At 56.9% G+C, this 25,034-nt stretch carries 23 protein-coding genes; 6 read left to right on the plus strand and 17 right to left on the minus strand.

The window, feature by feature from the left end; all coding sequences use genetic code 11:
- The first annotated feature begins 214 nt into the window (after positions 1 to 214).
- From BN871_RS09425 to BN871_RS09435, 3 genes are all read left to right on the plus strand, one after another.
- Positions 215 to 1,585: a sugar phosphate nucleotidyltransferase gene (locus BN871_RS09425; RefSeq protein ID WP_048745618.1), complete on the plus strand. Its 1,371-nt coding sequence runs from the start codon at positions 215 to 217 to the stop codon at positions 1,583 to 1,585.
- A 69-nt stretch (positions 1,586 to 1,654) separates the two neighbouring features.
- Entirely contained in the window at positions 1,655 to 2,866 is a 1,212-nt protein-coding gene (locus BN871_RS09430; protein WP_048745593.1) for a hypothetical protein, read from the plus strand.
- Between the two features lie 32 nt (positions 2,867 to 2,898).
- Positions 2,899 to 4,101, plus strand: coding sequence for a UDP-glucose/GDP-mannose dehydrogenase family protein (locus tag BN871_RS09435; RefSeq protein ID WP_053086962.1), 1,203 nt, complete (start codon positions 2,899 to 2,901; stop codon positions 4,099 to 4,101).
- Here BN871_RS09435 and BN871_RS09440 read toward each other — a convergent pair.
- The 7 genes from BN871_RS09440 to BN871_RS09470 form a co-directional block, all read right to left on the minus strand.
- Positions 4,049 to 4,789, minus strand: coding sequence for an alcohol dehydrogenase catalytic domain-containing protein (locus BN871_RS09440; protein WP_232312931.1), 741 nt, complete (start codon positions 4,787 to 4,789; stop codon positions 4,049 to 4,051). The two genes, BN871_RS09435 and BN871_RS09440, sit on opposite strands and share 53 nt — an antisense overlap.
- Positions 4,790 to 4,809: 20 nt before the next feature.
- Entirely contained in the window at positions 4,810 to 5,979 is a 1,170-nt protein-coding gene (locus tag BN871_RS09445) for a Gfo/Idh/MocA family protein (RefSeq protein ID WP_021878547.1), read from the minus strand.
- Positions 5,976 to 6,959: an ABC transporter permease gene (locus tag BN871_RS09450; RefSeq protein WP_049868878.1), complete on the minus strand. Its 984-nt coding sequence runs from the start codon at positions 6,957 to 6,959 to the stop codon at positions 5,976 to 5,978. The genes BN871_RS09445 and BN871_RS09450 overlap by 4 nt, the downstream gene beginning before the upstream one ends.
- Positions 6,940 to 8,439: a sugar ABC transporter ATP-binding protein gene (locus tag BN871_RS09455; RefSeq protein WP_048745597.1), complete on the minus strand. Its 1,500-nt coding sequence runs from the start codon at positions 8,437 to 8,439 to the stop codon at positions 6,940 to 6,942. Before BN871_RS09455 ends, BN871_RS09450 begins: the two co-directional genes overlap by 20 nt.
- Before the next feature lie 70 nt (positions 8,440 to 8,509).
- On the minus strand, positions 8,510 to 9,682 hold the full coding sequence (locus BN871_RS09460) for a substrate-binding domain-containing protein (protein ID WP_021878544.1): 1,173 nt from the start codon (positions 9,680 to 9,682) through the stop codon (positions 8,510 to 8,512).
- Positions 9,683 to 9,874: 192 nt separating this feature from the next.
- Positions 9,875 to 11,290 carry an ABC transporter substrate-binding protein gene (locus tag BN871_RS09465; protein WP_048745598.1) on the minus strand — a complete coding sequence of 472 codons (1,416 nt, stop codon included), beginning with the start codon at positions 11,288 to 11,290 and terminating at the stop codon, positions 9,875 to 9,877.
- A gap of 32 nt (positions 11,291 to 11,322) precedes the next feature.
- Entirely contained in the window at positions 11,323 to 12,747 is a 1,425-nt protein-coding gene (locus BN871_RS09470; protein WP_048745603.1) for a response regulator, read from the minus strand.
- 69 nt (positions 12,748 to 12,816) lie between these two features.
- Between BN871_RS09470 and BN871_RS09475 the strand changes: the two genes are divergently transcribed.
- Complete coding sequence (locus tag BN871_RS09475) at positions 12,817 to 14,619, plus strand: sensor histidine kinase (RefSeq protein WP_048745623.1); 1,803 nt, start codon at positions 12,817 to 12,819, stop codon at positions 14,617 to 14,619.
- 91 nt (positions 14,620 to 14,710) lie between these two features.
- On the opposite strand, the gene BN871_RS09480 is transcribed toward BN871_RS09475, so the two are convergent.
- The 4 genes from BN871_RS09480 to BN871_RS09495 all read right to left on the minus strand — a co-directional run bounded on the left by BN871_RS09480 (position 14,711) and on the right by BN871_RS09495 (position 19,034).
- Positions 14,711 to 15,877, minus strand: coding sequence for a Gfo/Idh/MocA family protein (locus BN871_RS09480; RefSeq protein WP_021878542.1), 1,167 nt, complete (start codon positions 15,875 to 15,877; stop codon positions 14,711 to 14,713).
- 69 nt (positions 15,878 to 15,946) lie between these two features.
- Positions 15,947 to 17,167 carry a substrate-binding domain-containing protein gene (locus tag BN871_RS09485; RefSeq protein ID WP_048745605.1) on the minus strand — a complete coding sequence of 407 codons (1,221 nt, stop codon included), beginning with the start codon at positions 17,165 to 17,167 and terminating at the stop codon, positions 15,947 to 15,949.
- A 37-nt stretch (positions 17,168 to 17,204) separates the two neighbouring features.
- Positions 17,205 to 18,020, minus strand: coding sequence for a sugar phosphate isomerase/epimerase (locus BN871_RS09490; RefSeq protein WP_048745608.1), 816 nt, complete (start codon positions 18,018 to 18,020; stop codon positions 17,205 to 17,207).
- Between the two features lie 255 nt (positions 18,021 to 18,275).
- On the minus strand, positions 18,276 to 19,034 hold the full coding sequence (locus BN871_RS09495) for an MBL fold metallo-hydrolase (RefSeq protein WP_048745611.1): 759 nt from the start codon (positions 19,032 to 19,034) through the stop codon (positions 18,276 to 18,278).
- A 154-nt stretch (positions 19,035 to 19,188) separates the two neighbouring features.
- Between BN871_RS09495 and BN871_RS09500 the strand changes: the two genes are divergently transcribed.
- On the plus strand, positions 19,189 to 19,782 hold the full coding sequence (locus BN871_RS09500; protein ID WP_048745612.1) for a TetR/AcrR family transcriptional regulator: 594 nt from the start codon (positions 19,189 to 19,191) through the stop codon (positions 19,780 to 19,782).
- 132 nt (positions 19,783 to 19,914) lie between these two features.
- Here BN871_RS09500 and BN871_RS09505 read toward each other — a convergent pair whose 3' ends face one another.
- Both BN871_RS09505 and BN871_RS09510 read right to left on the minus strand, forming a co-directional pair.
- Complete coding sequence (locus tag BN871_RS09505; protein WP_048745613.1) at positions 19,915 to 20,373, minus strand: VOC family protein; 459 nt, start codon at positions 20,371 to 20,373, stop codon at positions 19,915 to 19,917.
- A gap of 30 nt (positions 20,374 to 20,403) precedes the next feature.
- Positions 20,404 to 21,306, minus strand: a complete 903-nt coding sequence (locus tag BN871_RS09510) for a LysR family transcriptional regulator (protein ID WP_048745614.1) — start codon at positions 21,304 to 21,306, stop codon at positions 20,404 to 20,406.
- A gap of 156 nt (positions 21,307 to 21,462) precedes the next feature.
- Between BN871_RS09510 and BN871_RS09515 the strand changes: the two genes are divergently transcribed.
- On the plus strand, positions 21,463 to 22,290 hold the full coding sequence (locus BN871_RS09515; protein WP_048745615.1) for an SDR family NAD(P)-dependent oxidoreductase: 828 nt from the start codon (positions 21,463 to 21,465) through the stop codon (positions 22,288 to 22,290).
- 120 nt (positions 22,291 to 22,410) lie between these two features.
- On the opposite strand, the gene BN871_RS09520 is transcribed toward BN871_RS09515, so the two are convergent.
- The 4 genes from BN871_RS09520 to BN871_RS09530 all read right to left on the minus strand — a co-directional run.
- Entirely contained in the window at positions 22,411 to 22,806 is a 396-nt protein-coding gene (locus BN871_RS09520) for a M24 family metallopeptidase (RefSeq protein WP_021879264.1), read from the minus strand.
- Between the two features lie 511 nt (positions 22,807 to 23,317).
- Positions 23,318 to 23,962 (minus strand): hypothetical protein, encoded by a 645-nt coding sequence (locus BN871_RS09525; protein ID WP_021879265.1) that lies wholly within the window; start codon positions 23,960 to 23,962, stop codon positions 23,318 to 23,320.
- A gap of 352 nt (positions 23,963 to 24,314) precedes the next feature.
- Positions 24,315 to 24,458 (minus strand): helix-turn-helix transcriptional regulator, encoded by a 144-nt coding sequence (locus tag BN871_RS30195; protein WP_083436347.1) that lies wholly within the window; start codon positions 24,456 to 24,458, stop codon positions 24,315 to 24,317.
- Between the two features lie 165 nt (positions 24,459 to 24,623).
- Positions 24,624 to 25,034: SIS domain-containing protein (locus BN871_RS09530; RefSeq protein ID WP_048745616.1), on the minus strand; the 411-nt coding region annotated here is incomplete at its 5' end.

Here is a 25,034-nt window from a genome sequence, read left to right on the forward strand (position 1 = left end):
CGCCGGCCGAGAGCGGAGCGGCAAGCCGGGCGGAACCGGCGGGACGCTGAGCTCGAGCTTCAGGGTACCCCGGCGGGCTGCCGGCACGCTGCTGAGCTCAAGCTTCAAGGCAAGGGTTACCCGGCCGGGCTGCCGGAAGACAGGAAGTTCAGGCCGCGCAGGAAGCACGTCATTCAGCGGCATGGCCGCAACAGGAGAAAGGTGGAGGTATTCGATGAAGCTCGTTCTTTTGTCCGGAGGCTCCGGCAAGCGGCTGTGGCCGCTTTCCAACGATCTGAGATCCAAGCAGTTCCTGAAGGTTCTGGAAGATGAGGAGGGCTCCCGGGTTTCCATGGTCCAGCGCGTGTGGGGGCAGATCGAGGCGGCCGGCTTCGGCGGCTCCGGTTATATCGCGACCGGCAGCAGCCAGACGGAGCTTATCCGCGGCCAGCTCGGACCCGATGTGCCCATGATCGTCGAGCCGGCCCGCAGGGATACGTTCCCCGCGATCGCTCTCGCGGCCGCATACCTGTTCTCCGTCGAGGGAGTAAGCCCGGATGAAACGGTAGCGGTGCTGCCGGTCGATCCTTATGTCGAAGTGAGGTTCTTCGAGACCGTAGCCAGCCTGGACGGTGTGCTCAGGAGCACAGGTGCGGACCTGGCACTGATCGGGGTGAAGCCGAGCTATCCGTCCGAGAAATACGGCTACATCGTGCCGGAACAGCCTGCCTCGCCGGGAGACGAGTCGTTCCGCGTGGGCGGCTTTCGCGAGAAGCCTTCCGTAGAAGCGGCGGCCGGCCTCATGGAGCAGGGAGCCCTCTGGAACTGCGGCGTCTTCGCCTTCCGGCTGGACTATATGCTCGCGATCATGGAATCCAAGGGCATTCCGCTCGTCTACGACCAGCTCGTCCACGATTACTCCAGCCTCGAGAGCATCAGCTTCGATTACGAGGTCGTGGAGCGGGCGCGCAACATTGCGGCAGTCGCCTATGACGGGTACTGGAAGGACCTCGGCACCTGGAACACGCTGACCGAGGAGATGAGGGATCCCAAGATGGGACGCGGCATCGTCAGCGGAGACTGCGTGAATACGCATCTGATCAATGAAACGGACATTCCCGTCACCGTGCTCGGCCTCTCGAACATCGTCGTAGCCGCCAGCCCGGACGGCATTCTCGTCGCCGAAAAAGGAGCCAGCACGAGGCTGAAGGAATTCATCGGCCACGATCAGCGGCCCATGTACGAGGAGCGCCGCTGGGGCTGGGTCCGGGTTCTCGACGACAGCCTGTATGCCGACGGAACCTGCGTGCTGACCAAGCGCGTCGGCATCGGCAGCAGCCAGAGCATCGGATACCGGCTGCATCAGCATCGGGAGGAAGTATGGACGATCGTCAAGGGCGAGGGGGAGTTCATCTGCAACGGCACGTACATGCAGGTGAAGGCGGGGAATGTGCTGCATATCCCGATGAAGACGCTGCATGGCATCCGCGCCACGAGCGATCTCGAATTCATCTCGGTCCAGACCGGCCGCCATGAGCAGGAGAACTCCATCATGGAGCTGTACAGCAGCTGGGAGGAAATCCAGCAGAACTGCATGCGAGCTTAATTCGGCACGGCCGCCGGAGAGAAGGATATCCGGCCGGCCAGCCGGCAGATGGCTGAAGGAGGATGCGGCATGGCCGTGACAATCGCCTATTACATTTCGGATTACGGGTACGGTCATGCCGCCCGCAGCATCGCGGTGATCAGGGCGATGCTGCGGCAAGCCTCGGAGCATGGACTGCCGTTGAATCTCCATCTGGTCAGCGGCCGCGTGCTTCCATTTCTGGAGCAGTCGCTCCGGGCACAGTTCGAAGCGGGGAGCTGCGAGGGACACCGCCTTCAGCTGCGCTCCATGGAATCGGGTCCGGGCTACGCCCTGCGTCAGGGCACCTGCCAAGCGGATGTCGGGCTGCTGCGGCAGGCCTACATCCCGTATGCCGGCAAAATGCCCCGGCAGATCCGGAAAGAAGCCGCTTGGCTCGGAGGAGCGGGCATCCGGCTGGTCGTCTCGGATATCGTGCCCGAGGCTTTCCCCGCCGCTTCCAAGGCCGGCATTCCCTCGGTTGGCATCTCTAATTTCACCTGGTACACCGCCTATCAGGACATGCTGCCTGCGGAGCTGCTGGCCCCTCTTGCCAAAGCATACCTCGACATGGACCGGTTCATCGCCCTTCCCGGAGCGCGCGAGCCGGCATGGGCCGCAGAGCCGAGCATCCATGCCGGCTTCTTCTCCCGGCAGGCGGGAGCCGCCGAGGCGGCTGAGCTGAGGAAGCGCCTGGATCCGAGCGGCGAGCGCAAGCTGGTCTGCTTGTTCCCGGGCAGGGACACGGGCAAGGTCGATCTGCTGCAAAGCCTGCCGCTGCTGAACGACCGGAGATGGCTGCCCATCGTGTCTTCGACGATGGAGCTGCCCGAAGGGTTGGGGCCGATCGTCCGGATCCCTGCCGAGGCGACGGAATCCCAGCTCTATGTCGCCGCGAGCGACCTGGTGCTGACCAAGCCGGGATGGGGCACCGTGGCGGAAGCGGTCGCCTTCGGCAAGCCGCTTGTGCTGCTGGAGAGGCCGCTGTTCCGCGAAGACCGCTGTACGATGGAGGCGCTGGCCGGGCTTCACCCCCATCTGGCGATGAGCGAGGACCAGCTCGTGCGGCCGGATCTCGGCGACCGGCTGCTGCACGGGCTGGAAGCGGCCGCCTTCTCCGGACAGCCTGCCGCGGCAGGCCGTCCGGACGAGGCAGGGCTCATCGCGTCCCGCCTGCTGGGATGGGCTTTGATGGAAGCCGCTCAAGAGGAAGGGACATCCGTCAAGGCTCCTTTCGGGGAGAAGATCGAATCGCAACGCTGAACGCCAAATTTCGCATAACGGGAGTGGAAGCCATGAAGATTACGGTAGTAGGGACAGGATATGTCGGGCTGGTGTCGGGGGTCTGCTATGCGGAGCTGGGGCATTCCGTCATTTGCGTGGACAAGGATCCTTTGAAAATCGCCACTTTGCAAAACGGAGATATTCCCATCTATGAGCCGGGGCTTCAGGAGCTGTCCGTCCGCAACGCGGAGCTTGGCCGGCTGAGCTTCACCTCCAGCCTGGATGCGGCAGTCAAAGGCGCCGATCTCATCATCATCGCCGTCGGAACGCCGCCTCTGCCGGGAGGCGAAGCGAATCTCGCCTACATCGAGCTGGCTGCCAAGGAGATCGCCGATGCGATGGAGGGCAACCCCGTCGTGGCCATCAAAAGCACGGTGCCCGTCGGGACGAATGAAAAGGTGCGGGACCTGATCCGCAGCCGCACCGAATGCCCGTTCGACAGCGTCTCGCTGCCGGAGTTCCTGCGCGAGGGCTCCGCCGTCCCGGATACGATGCATCCGGACCGGATCGTCGTCGGCACGGATTCTCCGCGTGCGGAAGCTCTGCTCCGGGAGCTGCACGGCGGTCTCGGCGGCGCTTTTGTCGTGACGGATATCCGCAGTGCCGAAATGATCAAGTACGCTTCCAATGCGTTTCTGGCAACCAAGATTTCCTTCATCAACGAGATTGCCAATATTTGCGAGAAAGTCGGAGCGGATGTGACGAGAGTCGCCGAAGGAATGGGCTACGACAAGCGGATCGGCTCCTCGTTCCTGAAGGCGGGAATCGGCTACGGAGGCTCCTGCTTCCCCAAGGATACGCAGGCGCTGATCCAGATCGCAGGGCATTTCGACTACGAGTTCAAGCTGCTGCGCTCCGTCGTCGAGGTGAACCAGGGCCAGCGCTTCAATATCGTGCGCAAGCTCGAAGCGATCTTCGGCGACCTGGAAGGACGGACGATCGCGGTATGGGGGCTTGCGTTCAAGCCTGAAACCGATGACGTGAGGGAAGCTCCTGCCCAGGAGATCATCGGGGAGCTGCTGGACCGGGGAGTCCAGGTCCGGGCCTACGATCCCATCGCGATGGACAACTTCCGCAGCCATTTCGGAGGCGGAGCGGGACGGGTGGAATGGTGCTCCGGCGCGCTGGAAGCCGCCGCTGGAGCCGATGCGGTCTGCCTGCTTACGGAATGGGAGGAGTTCGTCTCGCGGCATCGGCGCCGCGGCCTCCCGTAATCTCCATCACTCGGGCCAGCACGTCTTCCTTGCCGTTAATGACATAATCGGCACCCAGTTCCTTGGCGACCTCCAGCCGCTCGTCCAGCATGTCGACGGCGATGACGGTAGCGCCGAGCCCCTTTGCGACCATGACGCCGGCGCCCCCCATCGGGCCCATGCCGAAGATGACCAGCGTGTCGCGGCCGCTGATGGCCAGCCGCTTCTGCGCGTGGTACAGCGTGCCGACCGCATCGGTAGATACCGCTGCCACCAGGTAGCTCATGCGGTCGGGGATGCGCATGCAGTTCTCAGCCGGCACGACCATGTAGTCCGCGTCGCCGCCGTGCTGGTCAAAGCCGATGCATTTCCATTCCGGGCAAAACATCCGGTAGCCGCTCTTGCAGTTCGCGCATTCGCCGCAGCCGACGGCGAGGTACACGGCCACGCGGTCGCCTTCCTTGAAGCGGGTTACGCCTTCGCCCACCTGCACGATTTCACCCGCCGGTTCATGACCGGGGTGGATGCAGCCGGATTTGGCCGCTTCTCCTCCAACCACCGCATCGCTGCCGTAGTACAGGCTCATATCGCTGCGGCAGATCGCGGACGCCTTCATCTTGATCAGCACTTCGCCGCCGCCCGGCGAAGGAATCGGAACTTCCCTTATTTCGACCTTCTTGTCTCCCGGAAAAACAACCGCCTTCATCATAATGAGTCCCTCCTTGGTGGTTAGGTTGTTACGCGTATCCAGCGTTCCTCTTCGTGGCTCTGAAGGATGGCGTCCGTAATGCGCATGGACAGGTGTCCGTCCTCGAAAGTAGCGAAGTTCGGCCGGTCCTTGCGCGGGTCCTTACGATCGCGGATGAATGTATAATATTGAAGCATCATGTTCTTCAGCGAATCCGGCCAGCCTTCCGTATGCCCGCCGGGGTGGTGGATGGATGTCCGAGCTTCCTCCAGGAACAGCGAAGGATCCGCCATCAGAACTTCGTTCGATTTGTCCCGGTGTCCGATCCACAGACTGGCGGGCTCCTCCTGTTTCCAATAAGCGGATTTTCGGCTGCCGTTCAACTCGAAGCTCAGCGCATTCTTACGGCCTGCGCTGGCTTGGGAAACCGTAAAGGAGCCCTTGCTTCCATCCTCGAACCGGACGAGCACCGACGCGCAATCCTCGGTGCTGACAGGCACCTCTTCGTAGGCGGTTTCGCCGCCGTCCGTCTGCAGGCCGAACGTTGCACCGCTCGCGATCGGCTTTTTCCGGACCGGGTGGACCGTCCACAAATCCGCGAAGACGGCCGTGATCCGCTTGCCTGTCACATACTGTACCGTATCGCACCAGTGCGAGCCGATGTCCGCGACTGCCCGCGACCTTCCGCCGATCGCTTGGTCGAGCCGCCAATTATAGTCGGTATCGAACAGCAGCCAGTCCTGCAAGTAGCTGCCGTGCACGAGATGGATCGGGCCAAGCTCGCCTTGCTTTACCATCTCGGCCAGCTGCTTCATCATCGGGTATTGCCGGTAGTTGAAATTGACGCCGTGCACGACGCCGCGATCGCGCGCCAGGCGAAGCAGTTCCGCCGACTCGCGGCTTGTCATGGCCAGCGGCTTCTCGGACAGCACATGCTTGCCCGCAGCGATAATGGCTTTGTTGATCTCGAAATGAAGGTGGTTCGGCGTGCAGTTATGCACCACGTCGATGTCTGGATGGGCCAGCAGCTCCCGATAATCGCCATAGGCAAGCGGCACGCCAAGCTGTGCCGCTTTTTCCCGCGCCATCTCTTCGCCGTTCTGGGCGAGGGCGATGACTTCGACGAATTCGAGCCGGCGCATGGCCTCGATATGCGCCGGGCCGATAAAGCCGGTTCCGATGACGCCCGCCCGAATTTTGGGGGCCGTCATTTCTTGATCGCCTTTTTGCCGAACATCACGGCAAGGATGATGATAAGGCCCTTGATCATCATCTGCTGGGAGACGTCGAGGCCCATGATGATCAAGCCGTTGTTGATCGTGCCGATCATGATTGCGCCGACGACCGTTCCGATGATCGTGCCGACGCCGCCGAACAGGCTCGTGCCGCCGAGAATGACCGCGGCGATGACCGAGAGCTCGTCGCCTTCGCCGAAGGAAAACCGCCCGGCGTTCATCCGGCCCGCATAGAGCAGTCCTGCCAGACCGGCCATCAAGCCGGTACCAAGGAAGACGAGCAGCTTGATCCGCATCGTCTTGACGCCGGAAAAGCGGGCTGCGGTCTCATTGCCGCCCGTGGCCAGCGTCTGCCGACCGAACGACGTTTTGCGGAGCAGCACGTGGGCGATGACCGTGAACACCAGCGTCCAGATCAGCAGAACCGGAATCGGACCTATATCGCCCGAGCCGAAGATAAAGTTGAACGTATCGTTGACGATCGGTACCGGCGCCGTGTCCGTGACCCACATGGCAAGACCCTTAACCGCCCCCATCGTACCCAGTGTCACGAGGAATGACGGGATGGCCGCCTTCGTCACCAGCATGCCGTTGACCAGCCCGACAAGAACGCCGGTTCCAAGTCCGGCGATGAGACCGCCGATGACGCCGAAGCCGTGCGAAACCGCCAGGGCGCCCGTCAGCGAAGACAAGGCAGCGATGGAGCCGACGGAGAGGTCGATCTCGCCCGTGCTGATTACGAACGTCATCGCCAGACCCATCAGCGAGATGGTCGCCGTCTGCCGCACGATGTTGAGCAGGTTGCCCGTCGTCATAAAGCCGTCCGAATACAGGGTGACGGAGAAGTAAATGAGCACGCCGATGAATGCGATATAGACGATATAGTTGCGCCATTCGAAGCCCTTGAGTCCCGCGAACGGGGCCGGCTTCGCCGGTTCAATACCCTTGGATGGCATACTGAAGCTCCTCCTCTGTGTGAATGTCCTGCCGCTCCAATTCCTTGATAAGCCGGCCTTCGTGCATGATCAGCACCCGGTCGCTGAGCGCCAGCAACTCGGGCAATTCGGAGGAAACGACCAGCACCGCTTTACCGCTCTCCGCCATTTCGCGGACGATGTCGATGATTTCGGTTTTGGCGCCGATGTCGACGCCGATTGTCGGCTCGTCGAGCAGGAGAACATCCGGATCGTTCGCCAGCCATTTGGCGAGAACGATCTTTTGCTGGTTGCCGCCCGACAGCAGGTTACTCGTTTTGAAAATGTTGTCCGTCTTGATTTTCAGCCGTTCGACCATTCGCTTGCTGACGTCGTTCGCTTTGCGGTCGTCAAGCCAGGGGCCTTTCTTCATCTTCCGGATGATAGGCAGGATCATGTTGTCCCGCACGCTGTGCTGCAGCACCAGACCCTGCACGCGCCGGTCCTCCGGGATAAGCGCGATGCCCGCGTCAATGGCATCGGTCGCGCTGCGAATGGTGCGTCGTTTGCCGTTGATGCGGATCTCGCCGCCGTCCATCGGATCGATGCCGAAAATAGTGCGAAGCAGCTCCGTCCGCCCGCTTCCCATTAGACCGGCAATGCCGACGATTTCGCCGGGCCGGATGCTCAGGCTCACGTCCCGGACGCGTTCGCCCGAGGAGACGCCGAGCAGCTCCAGCACCGGCGCCGCTTCCTTCGCGTAGTCGCGCGCCACCCATTCGAACGCCTTATTGAAGGACTGGCCGACGATATGCTGGATAACGGATTCAAGGTTGGTCTCCTTGATCACTTCCGTCGTGATTTTACGGCCGTCCCGGAGGATCGTGATCCGGTCGCAGATTTTGAAAATTTCGTCCATCCGGTGCGAAATATAAATGATGGCATAGCCTTTGGCCTTCAGCTTTTCGATGAACGAGAACAGCACTTCCGTCTCCGTCTTCGTCAGCGACGAGGTAGGCTCGTCCATGATCAGCACTTTCGCTTCCTGCGATAGCGCTTTCGCAATTTCCGTCATCTGCCAATAGCCGACGCCGAGGTTCTGCACGACATCGTCCGGCTTGATGTCGACGCCCAGGTCGTTCAGGAGCTTCGCCGTCCGGATTTTGTTGTCCCTGTCGTCCAGCAGCCCCATCGCCGTCTTCGTCTCGCGCGTCAGAAAGATGTTCTGTGCAACCGTGAGCGTGGGGATCAGACTGAACTCCTGGAAGATCATCGAGATGTTGTTCGCCCTCGCATCTTCATAGCTGTGAATCGTAACGGGCTTGCCCTCGATCCGGATTTCGCCCTTGTCGGCGGAATACACGCCGGTGAGAATTTTCATGAGCGTCGATTTGCCTGCCCCGTTGCCGCCCATCAGCGCATGAACCTCGCCTTTATTCACCGAGAAGCTGACATCGTCGAGAACCGTAATGCCGTTAAACGCCTTGGAAATGTTCGTCATCTCCAGCACGGGTTGATCCATTCGCACTCACCTTCTTTGTGGGATGGCGGGAAAGGCCGCCCGGGTGCGGCCTTCCGCCTGATTCTGCTCCTTATTGCTTCAGCGCGTTCTTCACGCTGTCCGGTGCGTCCTGACCGTAAATCAGCTTCCAGTTGTCGAGCACATTCTCTTTCGTCACCTTGATCGCCGGGGACGCGACGTACGCGGGCGCCTGTTTGCCCAGAAGCGCGTAGCCCGCCAGAATTGCCTGCGCCACGCCCTGATCGTAAGGCAGCTGGGCGCCGAGACCGCGGACGATGCCATCGGACGCGATCGAAATCGCTACGTTCGTGCCGAGGTCGACTGTCGTCACGATCAGATCGTTCCGGCCGGCCGTCCGGGCGGCCGCCATAACGCCTTCGGCCGGCACGTCCCATGGGGCAAAGATTCCCTGAATGTCGGGATGGCGCGTCAACATCGCCGAAGCGACCTCTTCGCCCTTGTTCGGATCCGTGATGCCGCCGCGGGCCACGATTTCGATGTTCGGATATTTTTCCTTCATTCGTTTCTCAAAGGCGTCCGAGCGGTTCTTCGTGACGAAGAAGTTGACGTCATGGAAGACGACCCCGACCTTTCCCTTGCCGCCGAGCTTCTCGGCCATGATGTCCGCCGCGAGCGCGCCGTTGCCGTAGTTGTCGCCCGAAACGATGCTGATGTAATCCTTGCCGGGCTTCATGCCCTGCGCCGCGCCGTCCATGAACACCAGCTTGACGCCCTGCTGAACGGCTTTCTTGTAGGCGCCGGCCGTCGACACCGCATCGACCGGAACCGAAATCATGACGTCCGGCTTCTTCGCGAGCACCGTCTCGATGTCGTTCACCTGTTTCTCCGCTTTGAACTGGGCGTCCGTTACCGCAACCACCTTGATGCCCATCCGCTCAAAGGTGTTCTTCATGGCGCCGACGGCCGCGTTCATATAGTCGGTGCCGGAGTAATGCATGACGATGGCGGCCGTGTAATGGCCGTCCTTGATCTTCTTGAGCTCATCCTCGGTGAGCTTCAGCTCCTTGGCGGACACCGCCTTCTCACCGTTCGGACCGATGTCCTGCACCGGCAGGTCCGGGATGTTCGGATTGATCGTAAGCGGTCCGGATGCATCCGCACTGTAGTTTTTGGAGGTGACCTCCGCCGCCGACGTAGTTGTTTTTGTCGAGCCGCAGCCGGCAAGCGCCAGCCCGCTGACGAGCAGAACCGCGACTGCGGTTGTCCACGACTTTCTCTTCATGCTGCTTCCCCCGCTTTTTTGTTTTTTTTGTCGAACCTGACGGTTGCGAACGATTCGTATCCTGAGTATATCGGGACCGGGGAAGCGGCTGTAGCCGACGATTTTAACCGCGCGGGGGGGAAATTTTTAGCTGGAGGACCCTGACAAAAAAAAAAACGGGTCCGCGAACGATTCGCGAACCCGGCACTTCATTCAGTAGCCTTCCATGATCATGAATTGCGAGACCGTATCCACCGCCTGGTCCAGCGCTGCCTTAGCCGACTGCCTGCCGGACAGGTAGCTCTGGACTGCGGTTTGCACAGCTTCGGACAGCTGATTGTAGTTCTTGATGCGCGGCCGGCCCACGCCGACGCGCAGCGACGCTCCCAGGACGTCGTAATATTCCCGCAGTGACGTGTCCCCAAGGTGCCGTGCCGCCTCATAGGCCGACATACGCGTCACATGGTGGCGGTATTTCAGGTAGCCCTGCTGAGCCTCAACCCCCGCCAGGTAGGCAGCCAGGTCGAAGGCCGCCTGCTTCTGCCGGGAGTACTTGTTGACAGCCAGCCCCCACGAGCCGAAATGGGGTCCCCTTATGATCGTACCGTTCCGTTCCACGCCGGGCAACATGAACGAGCCCACCTGACCCTGCACCTTAGGGTTCAGCTTCATGTCGTGATAATTCATCCCCATCGCCGTCTGCCCGTAGCCGAAGGCAATCTCCACCTCGTCCCAGGTGTACCCCGTTACGCCGGGAGGCGTCACCTTGTCCTTGAGGATCCAATCGCCGTACGTCTCCAGCGCCCGGACACCAGCCGGCGAGTTGAAGACCGGCCGCATATTGTGGCCGAACAGCTCCCCGCCATATACGTTCAGGAACGATTTGAAATCGACGAAATTGGCTTCGCTCATGCCCGCCATCAGCGTTGTGCCGTACAAGTCGACCGTTCCGTCCCCGTTTGTGTCGCGCGTAAAAAAACGGGCCAGATCGAGGTACTCGTCCAGCGTCTGCGGCACCTCGAGCTCGCGGCCGTACCGCTCCCGGAATGCGGAACGGTTGGCCGGGTCGAGGAACAAATCCTTCCGATAGCTGACGGTCAGCACATTGGATTGGATGGGCAGGCTCCAAATATCGAAGCCGGCGTTCTGGATGCGGTCCACATCGACGACGTCCATGGCGGGCGGCTGCTGGCGCGACTGGATGGAATCGAAAACAGACGTATCCAGAAACACCTTGGCGATAAAATCGTCTACGCGGATTGGCGGGTTCGCGCTCCGGATGTAGGCGGAAAGGGGCTCCAAATGAGGAAGAATCCGCGGCATCCAAGGCGTATCCACGGCCATGAGGTCATACTGGCCGCTTTTCCGCGCGAGCTCCGAAAACACCTTTTCCTGCAGACTGTTGTAAGGAAACGTGTCGACTTCAACGGGTTGGCCAGTGATGGCCTGATAGCGCTCGGTTGCCGCAATCACGGCCTCCGAGCCGGCTTCAACCGTTGCGTACAACACCCGCAGCGGACGCGGCGCCGGGGGTTGCTCCTCAGGCCCGCCGCCGCCTGACTGGCTGCACCCTGCGAGCAGCAGCGAAGCAGCCAGCAGCGTAATCCATCCGACTCTCCATCGTTTCACTCCGGCTGTCCCTCTTCCGCACGGCATCCTGATCACTCCGGCACCCCGTCGATTCCATGCTGCCTGCGAAATTCGGAGGGCGAATAGCCGAATTCCCGTTTGAACAGGCTTCTGAAATAGGCATGATCCGCGTAACCGGTCTCTTCGGCGATTTCATTGATTTTTTTAGGCGTACGCAGCAGGCGTTCCCTGGCATACGACAGCCTTTTTCGCGTCAGGTAGCGGACAAAATTTTCGCCCATTTGCTGCTTGAACATCCGGCTCAGCGTGACGGGATGCACGTTCACCGCATCCGCGACCGCCTCCAGGCTGACGTTCATGTCGGTGGAGTTCTCGATAAGCGCCAAGGCCTGCTGAAACCAGCTGCCGGGGGGCTGCTCCCGCTCCGAGCGTTCCTGGCGCTCCACGTCCTGGATAGCCTTTACGCCGCCAAGAACGATTCGCTGCAACCGCTGCTTAAGTTCTTCCCAGGAGGCATGGTTCGACACCCATTGCTGCCAGTAGCGCAGCGTATCCTCGTCGACGATAAGCATGTCCTTCTTCGTCAACCCTTCGTCCAGAAGCGCCATCAAAAAGGCACACTGGTGCTCCAGGGCGTTATAATCCAGATGGCCAAGGCTGTCCATCCATTCTTCGAAGGCACGCTCCAGCTCTCCGTAATCGCCGCCGCGCGCATGCAGGACGATCCGCTCCCGGCAGGCGGCAGCCCGGCGCGCCCATTCCTTGCCCGAGCGGCCGCCGTTGTCCGCTGCCGGACGCGAATGAAAAAACATGCGGGCCCGATGCTTCCGGTATTCGGCCAGAAAAGACGGTAGGAATGCCGCCTTTTCCCGGAAGCCTCCGTACGCCGGCTCTACTGTCATGCCGACGACGGCCCCTTCCGTTCCGTCCTCCAGGGCGAAGGCGAAGACCAGGCCGGTTTCGCCGTTGCGCGGACTCGCCGGTTCCATATCCCGGGGCTCGAAGGAAACCGCCTTCCACAGCCTTTCGTCGAACCATATTCCCGCTTCCTGCGGCACGATCCGGAAACCGGCGAGCATGGGAATGCTTGCGGCGTCGATCCGCTGCCGCATGTCCTGGAGCAGCAGCATCTGCAGGGAGTCTCGGACCCTGTCGACGATTTCCCTCAGCTGTACGCGGTCCGCGGGCTTCAGCAGATAGTCCGATGCCCCGGATTGCAGCGCCTGCCTCGCGTATTCAAAATCATCGTACCCTGATATAATGACCACATGCATGGCCGGGTAACTGGCTTTCAGCCGTTTAAGGATGTCGATCCCCCCGATCTCCGGCATGCGGATATCCAGGAAGGTCAGATCCGGGCGTACCATCTCAATCCGCTCCAGCGCCTGATGACCGAATTCGGCGTCAAATATTTCGTCGTCCGGAAACAGCGCATTCAGCTTCTGAAGAATGCTCATCCGGACCTCCCGTTCGTCGTCGACCACACAGATTTTCATAATCGAACTTGCTCCTTCCGGCCAACCTGAGCTGGAGTACGTCACACGCCAGGAGGTCCTCACGTGGCCATGCCCGCCTTTGTCATGCGTATCGTAAACCGGCTTAGCTTGAAATTCAAGCTGTTCGTCTTGCTGATCCTTATATCCATCATCCCGATAACCCTGGTCGGTTACAACTCCAATACGTTCATGTTCCGCTCGGGAACGGCGTATTCCGGCTCCATCTCATCGCAATACGTGGATTTCGTATCGACGGAGTTGAACGCCTACCTCCAGAGCCTGAATCAATCCTTCGACCCCCTGTTCAGCACGCCGGCCTTCGTCCATTACATGGGTACGCCGGACAGCTGGCTGAAGGAGCAGGCGGAGGATCTCATGCGGTTCCGGCCGCTCGTCCGGAGCTCGCTGCAATTCCACCCCGAAGTGATCAGCGTTCTCTACTTGGACCGCTTGGGGAAAGTGTACTTCGACTCCTATCAGCGGCAGCTCGATCCGGCCTTTGCCTTCGGCGAAGACCCATGGTACCGGAAGGCGTTCCGGATCAACCGGAATGCGCTGAGCGAGCCGCACGCCATGCCGTACGTGCTCTACAGCAAAGATACGACGTTCTCCTATGTCCGGCCCATCCTGGACACGGATACCGGCGTAACGAGGGCCGTTTTCGTCGTGGAAATCCAGGAGAACCGGATCAAGAGCATGCTCCGGGGCGAGCAGACCGGCCAGCCTGGTCAGGTGATCCTGATGCACACCCAAACCGGCGCCACTGTGTCGGAGACGCCGGTCGATTCCGGCGTCATGCGCGATTTCAAATCCGCACTGGTCGATCAAGCAGGGTCGAAGCAGCCGTTCCTTTTCCGCTCCGGCCCTACCGAATACCAAGCCAGCTACGCCGCGCTACCCGACAGCCAATGGCTGGTCGTCTGGACCGCGCCCCTGAATACGATCAATAAAGCGGTGCGGCAGACGGTTCAACTGTCGCTGCTGATTGCGGTCCTCAGCCTGCTAACGGCACTCATCGTTGCGTTTCCGGTCATGAGCGTTCTTCTGCGTCCGCTGTACAAGCTGAAGGCCGGCATGCTGAATCTGGGGCAGGGCAAGTACGTGCCGATTCCACAGGGCGAACGGTACGACGAGATCGGCTACCTGATCCGCAGCTTCAACAAGACGCTGGAGAAGCTGCAGCGGATGGAGCGAGAAGTGTACCAGGCCAACCTGCGGGAAAAGGAGCGCGAGCTGCTGCAGCTTCAGGCCCAGATCAATCCGCATTTCCTGTTCAATACGCTCGAAACGATCGATTCCTACGCTTCCCGGAACAACGGCGATGCGGTTGGCGACATGGTGCAGTCGGTCTCGCGCATGATGCGCTTTACGGTCCGGAACGATGACGGCTGGGCGCCGCTCCGCGAGGAGCTGGAATACATCCGTAATTTCCTGACCATCCATTATTACCGGAACGGCCGGGAGGTAAGCGCCATGTTTGACATCGATCCAGCGGCCATGGACGTGCAGGTCATGAAGCTCAGCATTCAACCGTATTTCGAGAACGCGATCAAATACGGCTGGAGCCCCAACATGACGGCGGACGAATTCAAGCTCACCGTGAAGGTGTCCCTGCAGGAGAATCATCTGGAGGTCGACGTTCAAGATACGGGCACCGGCATGCCGCCGGACGTGCTTCGTCGCATCCGTCAGCTGATTGCGGAACAAGGCGAGTCGAAGGACCCTTATTTCCGGTCGCATACCGGCGTCCGCAACACCTTCCGCCGGCTGTTTCTCGTCTACGGCAGCGAGGCAGATGTCGTCGTCGAGAGCGTGCCCGGCGCGGGAACGCGTTTCCGGTTCCGGGTTCCAGCCGGACGACCGGCCCTTTAAGCCCCCTGCGAGATGAAACGACAAAGAGGCAGTCCCGGACGGCGATCCGCTCGGACTGTCTCTTTCTGATGTATCAAGTGTTCTAGGAGGGCTATTCGACCGTTTTGACCCATGTGCCGCTCTCTGCGGAAGCCATGATGGCGTCGGAAATGACATGGATGCGGTAGCCGTCGTGGAAGTTCGGCGATACATCGGTATCGTTGACAATGGCGGAGATGAAGTCATGCGCTTCGATGATTTTCGTCTCGCCATAGCCGATGCCGAGCGCCGGAATCGGCCAAAGCGCCGGGCCGTTCGGATGCGCCGGACCCGTATAGATCGTCCGGAATCCGCGGCGGTCGTCCGGATCGTCGGCGAAGCAGACCTGCAGCTCGTCGCGGCGCTCGTAGTTGAACGCGATGGAGCCTTTTTCGCCATGGATTTCGAACGTCAGAAAGTTGTTGCGTCCCCACGCGTTGCGCGTCGCTTCAATGCTGCCGACCGCACCGTTCTCGAACCGGAGCAGCGTGCTGATCTCGTCATCGACGTCGACGGCCTCCTTCTTGACCTCGCCCGAAGCCTTCACGGTCCCGAGCTTGTCGACCGGCCCGGACGATATCGGACGCTCCTTGATCCAGGTCTGCGCCGTGCCCATGACCTCCGTAATTTCGCCCACCAGATAGCGGGCAAAGTCGATGACGTGGGTGCCGATGTCGCCCAGCGTGCCCGATCCCGCGATATCCTTCCGGAACCGCCAGGACAGCGGCGAATTCGGATCGGCCGACCAGTCCTGCAGGTAGGTCCCGCGGAAGTTCAGCACGCGCCCGATCGCGCCTTCCTCGATGTATTTCTTCGCTAGCGCGACGGCGGGCGTCCGGCGGTAGTTGAAAGCGACCATATGCTTGACGCCGGCTGCGGTGACGGCATCCAGCATCTGCTTGGCTTCCTCGGTCGTCCGGGCAAGCGGCTTCTCGGAAATAATGTGCTTTCCCGCCTTGGCCGCCGCGATTGCGATTTCGGCATGCGTATTGTTCGGCGTCACGATGTCGATAATGTCGATGGAAGGATCCTCGACAACCTTTCTCCAATCGGAGGCGTAGGATTCGAAGCCGTAACGGGCTGCCGCTTCCTTAGCCAAGTCGTCTGAGATATCCACGACAGTCTTGCGGAACGGAATGGCCGGCGCCGGCCAGAAGAACATCGGCATCCCCGCATAGGCGAGCGAGTGGGCCTTGCCCATGAACCCCCCGCCAATCATTCCAACATTTAACGTACGCATGTGGCCATCTCTCCTTTTCTGTCTGCGCCTGCTTGTTGGGCACGGAACTTCCGCATCGGCTTATACGCCTTATTTCTTGGCCGCGTCCTGAATCGTTTTCGGCGCATCCGCATGGTACACGGTCTTCCACGAATCCAAGATGTTCTCCTGATTGACGGGCAGCGCCGGAACCGCTACATAAGGAGGTGTCTCCTTGCCGAGCAGCGCATTTGCGGCCAGGATGGCCTCCGCTACGCCTTGGTCGTACGGCAGTTGGGCGCCGAGACCCTTAATCATGCCGCCCTTGGCGATTTCCAAGGCGACGTTCGTGCCGAGATCGATCGTGGAAATGGCGAGATCAGTTCGGCCTGCCGAACGGGTGGCGGCCATGGCGCCTTCAGCCGGGACATCCCATACGACGAACATGCCCTTCAGCTTGGGCTGCTTGGTCAGCATGGCCGCAGCTACTTTCTCGCCGTCATTCGGGCCTGCAATGCCGCCGCGCTCGACGATATGAATATTTGGATACGATTCCTTGATCGTCTTCTCGAACGCTTCGGTGCGCTGCTTCGTGACGAAGAAGTCTGCGTCGTGGTAGATTACGCCGATGTCGCCTTCTTCGCCGATCGCTTTTGCGAGGATGTGTGCGGCTTCAACGCCGTTGCCGTAGTTGTCGGCGGAAACGACACTCACATAATCTTTGCCGGCTGTAAGACCGGCGGCTTTATTGTCCATGAAGACGAGCTTGACGCCCTGAGCGGCCGCCTTCTTGTACGCACTCGCCGTGGATACGGCGTCGACCGGAATGCTGACGAGAATATCTGGCTTCTTGGCCAGAATCGTCTCGATATTGGCCACCTGCGTCTCGGCTTTGAAGTTCGCGTCCGTTGTGGCGACGATCTCAATGTTCATCTTGGCGAACGTATCCTTAAGCCCTTTAAGCTGAGCGGCCGACCAGTCGTTTCCGGCATAGTGCATGGAAATCGCCGCCGTGTAGTTGCCTTCCTTGACCTTAGCCAGATCCTCCGGCGAGAGCGACAGCGTCTTGGCGGAGACGGCGCTCTCGCCGTCGGGACCCTTGCTCAGGATATCCTTGTCCGGCAGGTCCTGGTTAATCGTGATCGGGCCGTCGGCAGTGCCGTCCGCATCCGCCGTCCCCGAATTCGACGTTGTGTTGGCTGCGGCACCGGATGCCGTATTGTCCGGCGCGCCACCGGAGTTATTCGTATCCGCTTTCGAGCCTCCGTTGCCGCAGGCTGCGAGCAATAACAGGCAGACGAGCATAATGGAAAGCAGGGTCGATCTTTTCATGCCATATGGCCCCCCAAATTTGGTTTATCCTAACCTTCTATCGCAAATGCAGCGTATCTCTCAGGTATGCTCTGCTTATGCCTGCCGCCTTCGCCGGATCGTCGTGGCTGTCCAGTTCGATCGTAACCCAGCCGTCGTATCCCTGCTCCCGCAGAAGCCTCAGCATGTCGCCGAACGACTGTCCGCCTTCACCGAGCGGGACGAATGCGCCCGAGCGGTAATCCTTGAAGTGAATGTATGTGATCCGGCTGCCGTATTTCCGGATGACCTCCAGCGGGTCGCCGCCTCCCGCTTCGATATGCGCCGTATCCGGACAAAGCGGAATGTCCGTCAGCGGCATAAGCCGGTCCAACTGATCGGGGCGCTCCACCATGGTGCCCAGATGCGGATGATAGCTGGCCTGCAGGCCGTGTCGCCTTGCAATCCCGGCAGCGATGTCGAGCCCTTTGGCAAGCGCGGCAAAGTCCTCGTCCCGTATACCGGCAGCGCGGACGGCTCCTCCACCGAGCACCAGATGCTCCGCGCCCGCTGCGGCGGCAAGCTCGGCCGTTTTCTCGATTTTGGCCATTTCGTCCGGCAGGATGTCCTCATAGATGAAGTTGGCGCCGGTATATACGCCGATCAGGTCCAAGCCGCTGCCGCTCAGCAGCCGGCGGAATTCGTCCATCCGGTTCTCGTACTGGACCAGGTTGCCGTCGAACAGCTCAATCCCCTGGTAGCCGGCAGCCGCAATGTCGCGGATCGCCTGCTCCGTGGAACCGTTGGCCAGATAGAACAGATCTTTGACCGACGTGACTCCGGCCGGATGACCGACGACGCCCCCCCAGGTATTCGTCTGATAGCCGATTTTCATGTTCCATCCTCCTTTCCCCTTTTGATCTGATAGCGCCTTCATCTTCCTGCAACGCAACAGGCACGGTTGGCTGCTAAGCCAAGTATAAAAGGCATTGCGAACCGGAATAAGCGGAATAAATTAGCCGGAAGCGCTGATATTTTTAGCGTTGATTGTTTTGCGTCCCCTCTCATCACGGAAGCAACGTAAACAGCCTCGCGGTTGCGTTGCTCCCGGAGGCTGCCATTGTACGGCTCAGCGCGATCTGGCTGAACACTAAAGATCCATAACCTCCCCGTCATCAGGTACAATAGCAACTTGCTCCAATCCTCGTTCCTTCAGGAAAGACCGGAGGTGCTGTCGCTTGAATGTGCAATGGCTGATGGCATCCATATGTACGGCAATAAATCTCGTAGTTGGAGACAAGTCTGCAAGACGAAGGATATCTTCTGCAGTCATTGTGATGATAGTCCCTAACAACATCTGTGCACGGGGCGTATTTAATATCGCAATATTCGGTTGATATTTCAGAAAGGTCTCTTTAATAGCGGGTGTGTAGATGCAGTCGCCAACGATATAAATGGAACCAGCCTCTGCTGCGCTTACAATATATCCAGATACCGGGCCTAGCAGCTTGGCTGCGAAACCGGGGGCATGCTGTCCTTTTATACGTTTCATCTCAATGCCACACCATTCATTAGATTGCTGAATAGCATGTACATGCATAAATCCCGCTGTCTGCAGGAAGGCCTGATCCTCGGGCTGACAAAAGACAGGCAATTTTTTATTCAATATAGACAGGGCCTTCTTATCCAAATGGTCAAAATGGCGATGTGTCAGAAGTATTGCGTCCATGTCTTCGAAAAAATCAAGCGGAACAGGTAAAGGCGTTAACGGGTTTCGGCGAAGCGTACGAGTGAACGGAACCGGCGGGAGCTCGCCTGGATCACTTAACATAGGATCGATCAATATCTTTTTGCCGTTCACGATTAATACCGACGTAGCGTTTCGTATGTGTTGAAACGACATACCCATTTCAATCATCCTTTCCAATTTAATACCGACCGGTCTGTTTTAATTTAACATAGCCTAACGTACAGAGCAAGCATAATTTTCCAGCTCGCATTGAATGCAAAAGGAAACTATGCTAATTTAAGACCAATCGGTATTTTTTGAAAGAGGGATCGCTGTGGGAAAAGGACAAGCTACGAAAGAACATATTATTCGCCAATCCGCCGAGCTCTTTAATACAAAAGGGTATGCAGGTACATCTCTGTCGGAGATTATCGAGCGTGCCAATGTACGCAAGGGGGGCATCTATAATCATTTCGAAAGTAAAGATGAAATTGCGCTAAGCGCATTTGATTATATGTTTGCTAGATTAAAAGGTCTCTTGACAGAGGCAATATCTGAGCGGTCCGAGCCAGCAGAAAAAATACTGGCTATTTGTGATGTTTATATCAAGGTGGTTGAACAAAATATATGGGAAGGCGGTTGCCCCATAATGAATACCGCTGTTGAGAATGACGACGGCCACCCTATGTTAAAACAAAGAGCCCAGCATGCAATGAATGAACTCATGACGAGTCTTGGGGAAATCATCAAGGAAGGCATTAGGCGGAAGCAGTTTCGAAGCGAAATCGAAGTGGAGGCCGCAAGCAGTGTAATAATCGCTTTAATAGAAGGCGGGGTTATGTTGAGCAAATTGTATAATGACAACAAATACATTCGGCATTGCACGAACCAAGTAAAGACGTATATTCATGGGGGTATGGCAGTCTAGCAGTCAGCTTTTAATGCATTATCCTGCCCTACTTCAAAGAAAATCAGGGAGCAGAAACAGCCCGCGATCTGCTCCCTGGTTATTACATCATCTCCCGAACAGTGAAACTGATTGACGTTCGCTCGCGGAGACTTATGGTCGCCAGACTTCCCAAAGGTTGCCGTCCGGATCAGCGAACGTGATGTTAGGTCCGCTCGTGACCCGTTCGCTTATAATAGGTACGCCGTTTTTCTTGAAGCGCTCAAGCAGCTCCTCGATCCGCGGCGATATAAAGCATGCGATGGCATGAGGTCTGCCTTGGTCCAAAGACCATGAAAAGCGCAATCGACCGCCCGCTTCATCGGATTGGCGAAGGAACAGCGCAGGGACGACTTGCCTTAAACCGGGCGAAGGCAGGTTGCCGGCCTGATCGGGAACATTTAATACCGCCGTTGTCATTCCGGGCTCAACTTGGTCGTCGTTCGCCGGCAGGTAACCTAAAATTTTTTGATACCATTGAATTGACGCGTAAACGTCATTTACGGGTACGTAAATACAAGTTACGCCCGTAATGTTCTCCAGCTTTTCATCGCGTTCCTGATTGTCCTGCATCGTCATGCCCTCCTCTAGGTTCATTCGCGTTCACCCGTGCGTTGGAATCTGCTGCATTTCTCTTATAATCTCTATGAACTGCCGGATCTCCTCGGACGGATGCAGCGGATATAGCAAACCATACGGAACCGAAAAATCCAAATCGCTTAGAATGGTCGACAAGGATGGATGAATATCTGCCCATGCCTCTAAGGTCAGCATCACCGTATTGCTTTCCTCGCAGCGATTGAACACATCCAAATCATAGAGGCGCGGAATATCTTTTATTCGTATTCGCGGATGATTCCTGACCAAGAAATCACAAATGCCTTGGATCGCATTACTTTCGCCGCCGTTTACCACTGCTAACTTTTCCCCGTACAAATCTTGGACAGCAAGAATCTTTTTAGAGGCCAGTCTATGGTGCCGGGATACGGCAAAGCAAACGCGGCAACTCCCCAACGCAAGCATTTGATAGCAATCATTCAAGCGATCTGTAAGAAACGGCCCCGCTATGATATCGAACGATTGGCCAAGCGTGCGGAGAGTGGTCGGAAGCGTATGTGCGTCATCATCGAAAGGAACGATGTTGATTCCGAATTGCGGAAATTGGTCGCTGACTTCATTCCACCTATCAATCAAAACCTTACAAGGGTTGAGCATGGATGTGCCCACCCGAACCATATGCCGATTCGCCTGTGCGGCTTGATGCATGCGAATGAGCGATTCCCGATAGTACCGCAGCATAAATTCCGCATCCTTAATAAAGGCGGAGCCTGCCTGCGTAAGCCGGACACCGTGGTTGGTACGGTTAAAGAGAGGAACCCCGGCTTGCTTTTCCAGCAAGTTCATCTGCTTCATCACGGCTGTCGTAGAGATGAACAGCTTCTCGGCTGCCTTAGAGAAGCTTCCAGACTCCGCCACTTGAACAAATGTCTTCAGTTGTTCATTCATTTCCGTTCGGCTCTCCTTTTTGCATGAACCAATAGTTAACACCATGCTAACCTTTTTGAAATTCCGTATCAAGCGGCTGCGTCGTAACATTAGAGATGAACGAACGGGCATCAGAAGTTTAACCAATGCCACTCCACAGTAACGGAGGAATACACGATGAAAAACAAAGTCTGGTTCATTACAGGAGCATCTCGCGGATTCGGGCGCATTTGGGCCGAGGCCGCTCTCTTGCGCGGGGATCAGGTTGCCGCGACCGCACGCACGCTGGAGAGCATCACCGATCTGAAGGCGCGTTTTGGTGACGCCGTCCTTCCCCTAACGCTCGATGTAACGGATCGTCGTCAAGCGGAACAGGTCGTTCGACAGGCTCACGCGCATTTCGGCAGGCTGGACGTCATCCTTAACAATGCCGGCTACTCGCTAGTCGGTACGACCGAGGAAGCCGACGAATCCGATGTCCGCGATCTGTTCGACGCCAATTACTTCGGTACGCTGCGGGTCATCCAAGCCGCCCTGCCGCTGCTTCGGCAACAGGGCAGCGGGCATATCGTCGGCGTATCGAGCGCCATGGGCCTTGTGGCCGCACCGCTCATCGGCTTCTATTGCGCCTCCAAATGGGCGGTCGAAGCGCTTCACGATAGCCTCGCGCAAGAGGTAAAAGACTTCGGCATAAAGGTGACGCTGCTCGAGCCCGGCGCCTTTGCAACCGATTTTGGAAGCGCCTTGTCGATGAAGAGATCCCGGGGATTGGAGGCCTATGACGAGCTTAGAGACCGGGTGGTAGGCCGTTTAGCGACCGCAGAACGAGGCGATCCGCAAGCGACGGCCGAAGCGATTCTCCAAATCGTAGATGCCCAAGACCCGCCTCTTCGGTTCGCAGTCGGCGCGGGGGTCTTGCCTTTGATACGCGATGCCTTTGCCGAACGCCTAGCGGCATGGGAGTCATGGGAGTCCGTATCGAACGCGGCGCAAGGCGGCCGATAAACAGCCGTTAATAGAACCGCATAAAGGGTGTAAGTCAAACAGGCTTCATCATAAAAGGAGCAGCTGCCGCGTCGGCAATCTGCTCCTTGATTATGGAACAAATGCGTTTATGCCGATGATCTACACCGCGGTCGTTATGATGGGCTGATCCTTCGTAATCATAATGGTGTGCTCGTGCTGTGCCGTATAGCCGTTGTCCGGCATGCTTAACGTCCATCCTTCCCCTTGCTCGACGACATACCCTGCATCGGTCGATAAGAAGGTCTCGATCGTAATGACCATGCCTTCTTTTAATACGCGTTTGTCGTGCTTGTTATAAACGGGCAGAATTTCTGTGGGCGCCTCGTGCAGGGATTTCCCGATCCCGTGGCTGCACAGATTTTGAATGATTGTGTAGCCGTCCTTTTTAGCCTCGATTTCAATGATCCTTCCGATCCTGTTCAACTTAACGCCATGTTTAAGCGAAGAGATGATCTTCATCATCTTCTTGTGCGTAAAATACTCATATTCGGTCAATGGAAGTACCTACGGCAAATCTTAAAAATCACTATAATTTTTTGCGCTTTGCACAAAAAACGAGCGCCTCCGGTACGATGGGTTACCTATGAAACAAACTGTTTAAGTACTTCCGATTGTTACGAATACTGGCTTATTCGCGGGATCTCAAGACTGCACGGAGTACCGGATTGCATTACGCAAAAGGGCATAGACCCGTTCCGTTAGGATAACCGGCCTCCACCCACCGGATAGGCGTGACGAAGGAATGAAAGGGCATCGACCCGTCGAGAAATGGGAGTGAAAGCCTCCGGAGATACGTGGAGCAGCGTGCAACAGAGCAGTAAAAAAAGGAGCGGAAACCCGCCCCTTCTGTTCCTGCATGCGCTTCGGTTGCCGAATTTGACGGTCATCCCCTCTCCTATCCGGATAGCAATTTATCTATTGGAGAGATCCTGCGAATAAACGAACATTCGTGAGAAAACTACATTTTACCGAGGGAGCTTAACGGACTTCGATTCGAATCATTCACTCATGGCGTATGATCCAACCCATATTTTACCTTCATTCGTTGATATAATCTAAAGCCTTGATTCCGATCGATGATTTCTTTCATCACCTTTCTCCATTCCGTTTCCATCCATTTTGGTTTCTTATCTTTAATTGTTGATTCATCAAATTTTTTACTGATATAAATCAAATCAGCTTTAAGGACTTCAAGTTCTTTTACGATATTTGCTCTTGATTCAACATCAAGCTTATTTTTATTAGTCAGGATATCATCAGATAAATCAGCTCTGACATACCAAAATAGATCCCCAAAAAAGTTATACATCAGATATGATGAAGCTCCATAATGATTAAAGTCACGGTTAAGCAAAATAAATGATTCTTCTGCAGTATTTATTGAAGTCCCCAAATTCCCCAGTGTATATAAAATAGTATCTTTGGTTGCATTCTCATTTAGGCTCTTAATGACATAATCTATATTTTCAATTGATTGCGTATTTCCGCCAGTGAATCCATGATTCAATTTTAAATGATAGCTGTTCTCTAAGGTACTTTTGTACTTGTTGAGTTGCACATGATAAAATAAAATAAGCGAAATAAATACGAGTAAAAATATAATCACTAGTGTTACTGCTGTTCTTTTCGAGACGTTAATTTTTTCCTCCATCGTTATGTTATATCCCCCGATTTGCTATGTTAATCTATACATTTTTATCACGTTAACGGAATGATTAAATTCCCACATGTAATTAGACGAAACTAGCCTAGTATTGTTGCGCTAACCTGCCCGCTAGTTTAATGACTTGCGGCTCCTCTAAATGTTATTTTCACGTTTTAATACTTAATTTAACATCAACAGAGTCACACAGATAAGGCGCAACGTAATCTGGTGAGTTCGAATGCGTACTGAGGTTGAAAACTTTTAGGTAAAAATACTGAGTTTTTATCGGAGGCAAACGGCTCCTGATTTAATTAACATGTGTATAACTCTGTACACAAACAGATTTTTTCTTAATTCATCAAAGAGTCTCTGCTGACGGTTTCGTTTTCCCCTGCTCGATTTCACCTAATCGGCCATGGGATATTCCAATGGTATCTGCAAAGGCAATTTGATTCAGTTGATGTTGTTTGCAAATAGCCTTCACTTTGTCCCCTATGCTCATCACATTAGCCCCTTTAAACAAAAGTAGGCCGTCCCCATGCTGCAGGACGGCCCATGATGTTTATAGAACAAACTTTATTGTCATTTTATCGGTCAGAACAAAACTTTATTGTTCAGAACAACACTATGTTGTAATGAATCACGTTTTAAACCCGTCTCGCCTTCCTTACTCAACCGTCACGCTCTTCGCCAAGTTCCTTGGCTTATCCACGTCGTTGCCGAGGGCCAGCGAAGCATGATAGCTCAGCAGCTGGAGAGGAACGACGGACAGCGCAGGCGTCAGCAGCGGAAGCGTGCGAGGAATCGAGAACACCTCGTCGACCGACTTCATGACTTCTTCCTCGTAGCCTGCGTTGGCTATGCCCAGAACATGCGCGCCGCGAGCTTTGACTTCCTTGATGTTGCTCAGCGTCTTCTCATACAGCTCTTCTTGCGTCACCAGAGCGATGACCGGAATGCCTTCCTCGATCAGAGCCAGCGTGCCGTGCTTCAGCTCGCCCGCCGGGTAAGCCTCGGAGTGGATSCAGCCTCCCGGAAGTAGACTTGATCTCGTCGATGACGGGACCGCCTTCTGCGG

This window comes from Paenibacillus sp. P22, assembly GCF_000469945.2.
In the GTDB taxonomy this organism is placed as follows: Bacteria; Bacillota; Bacilli; order Paenibacillales; family Paenibacillaceae; genus Paenibacillus_O; species Paenibacillus_O humicus.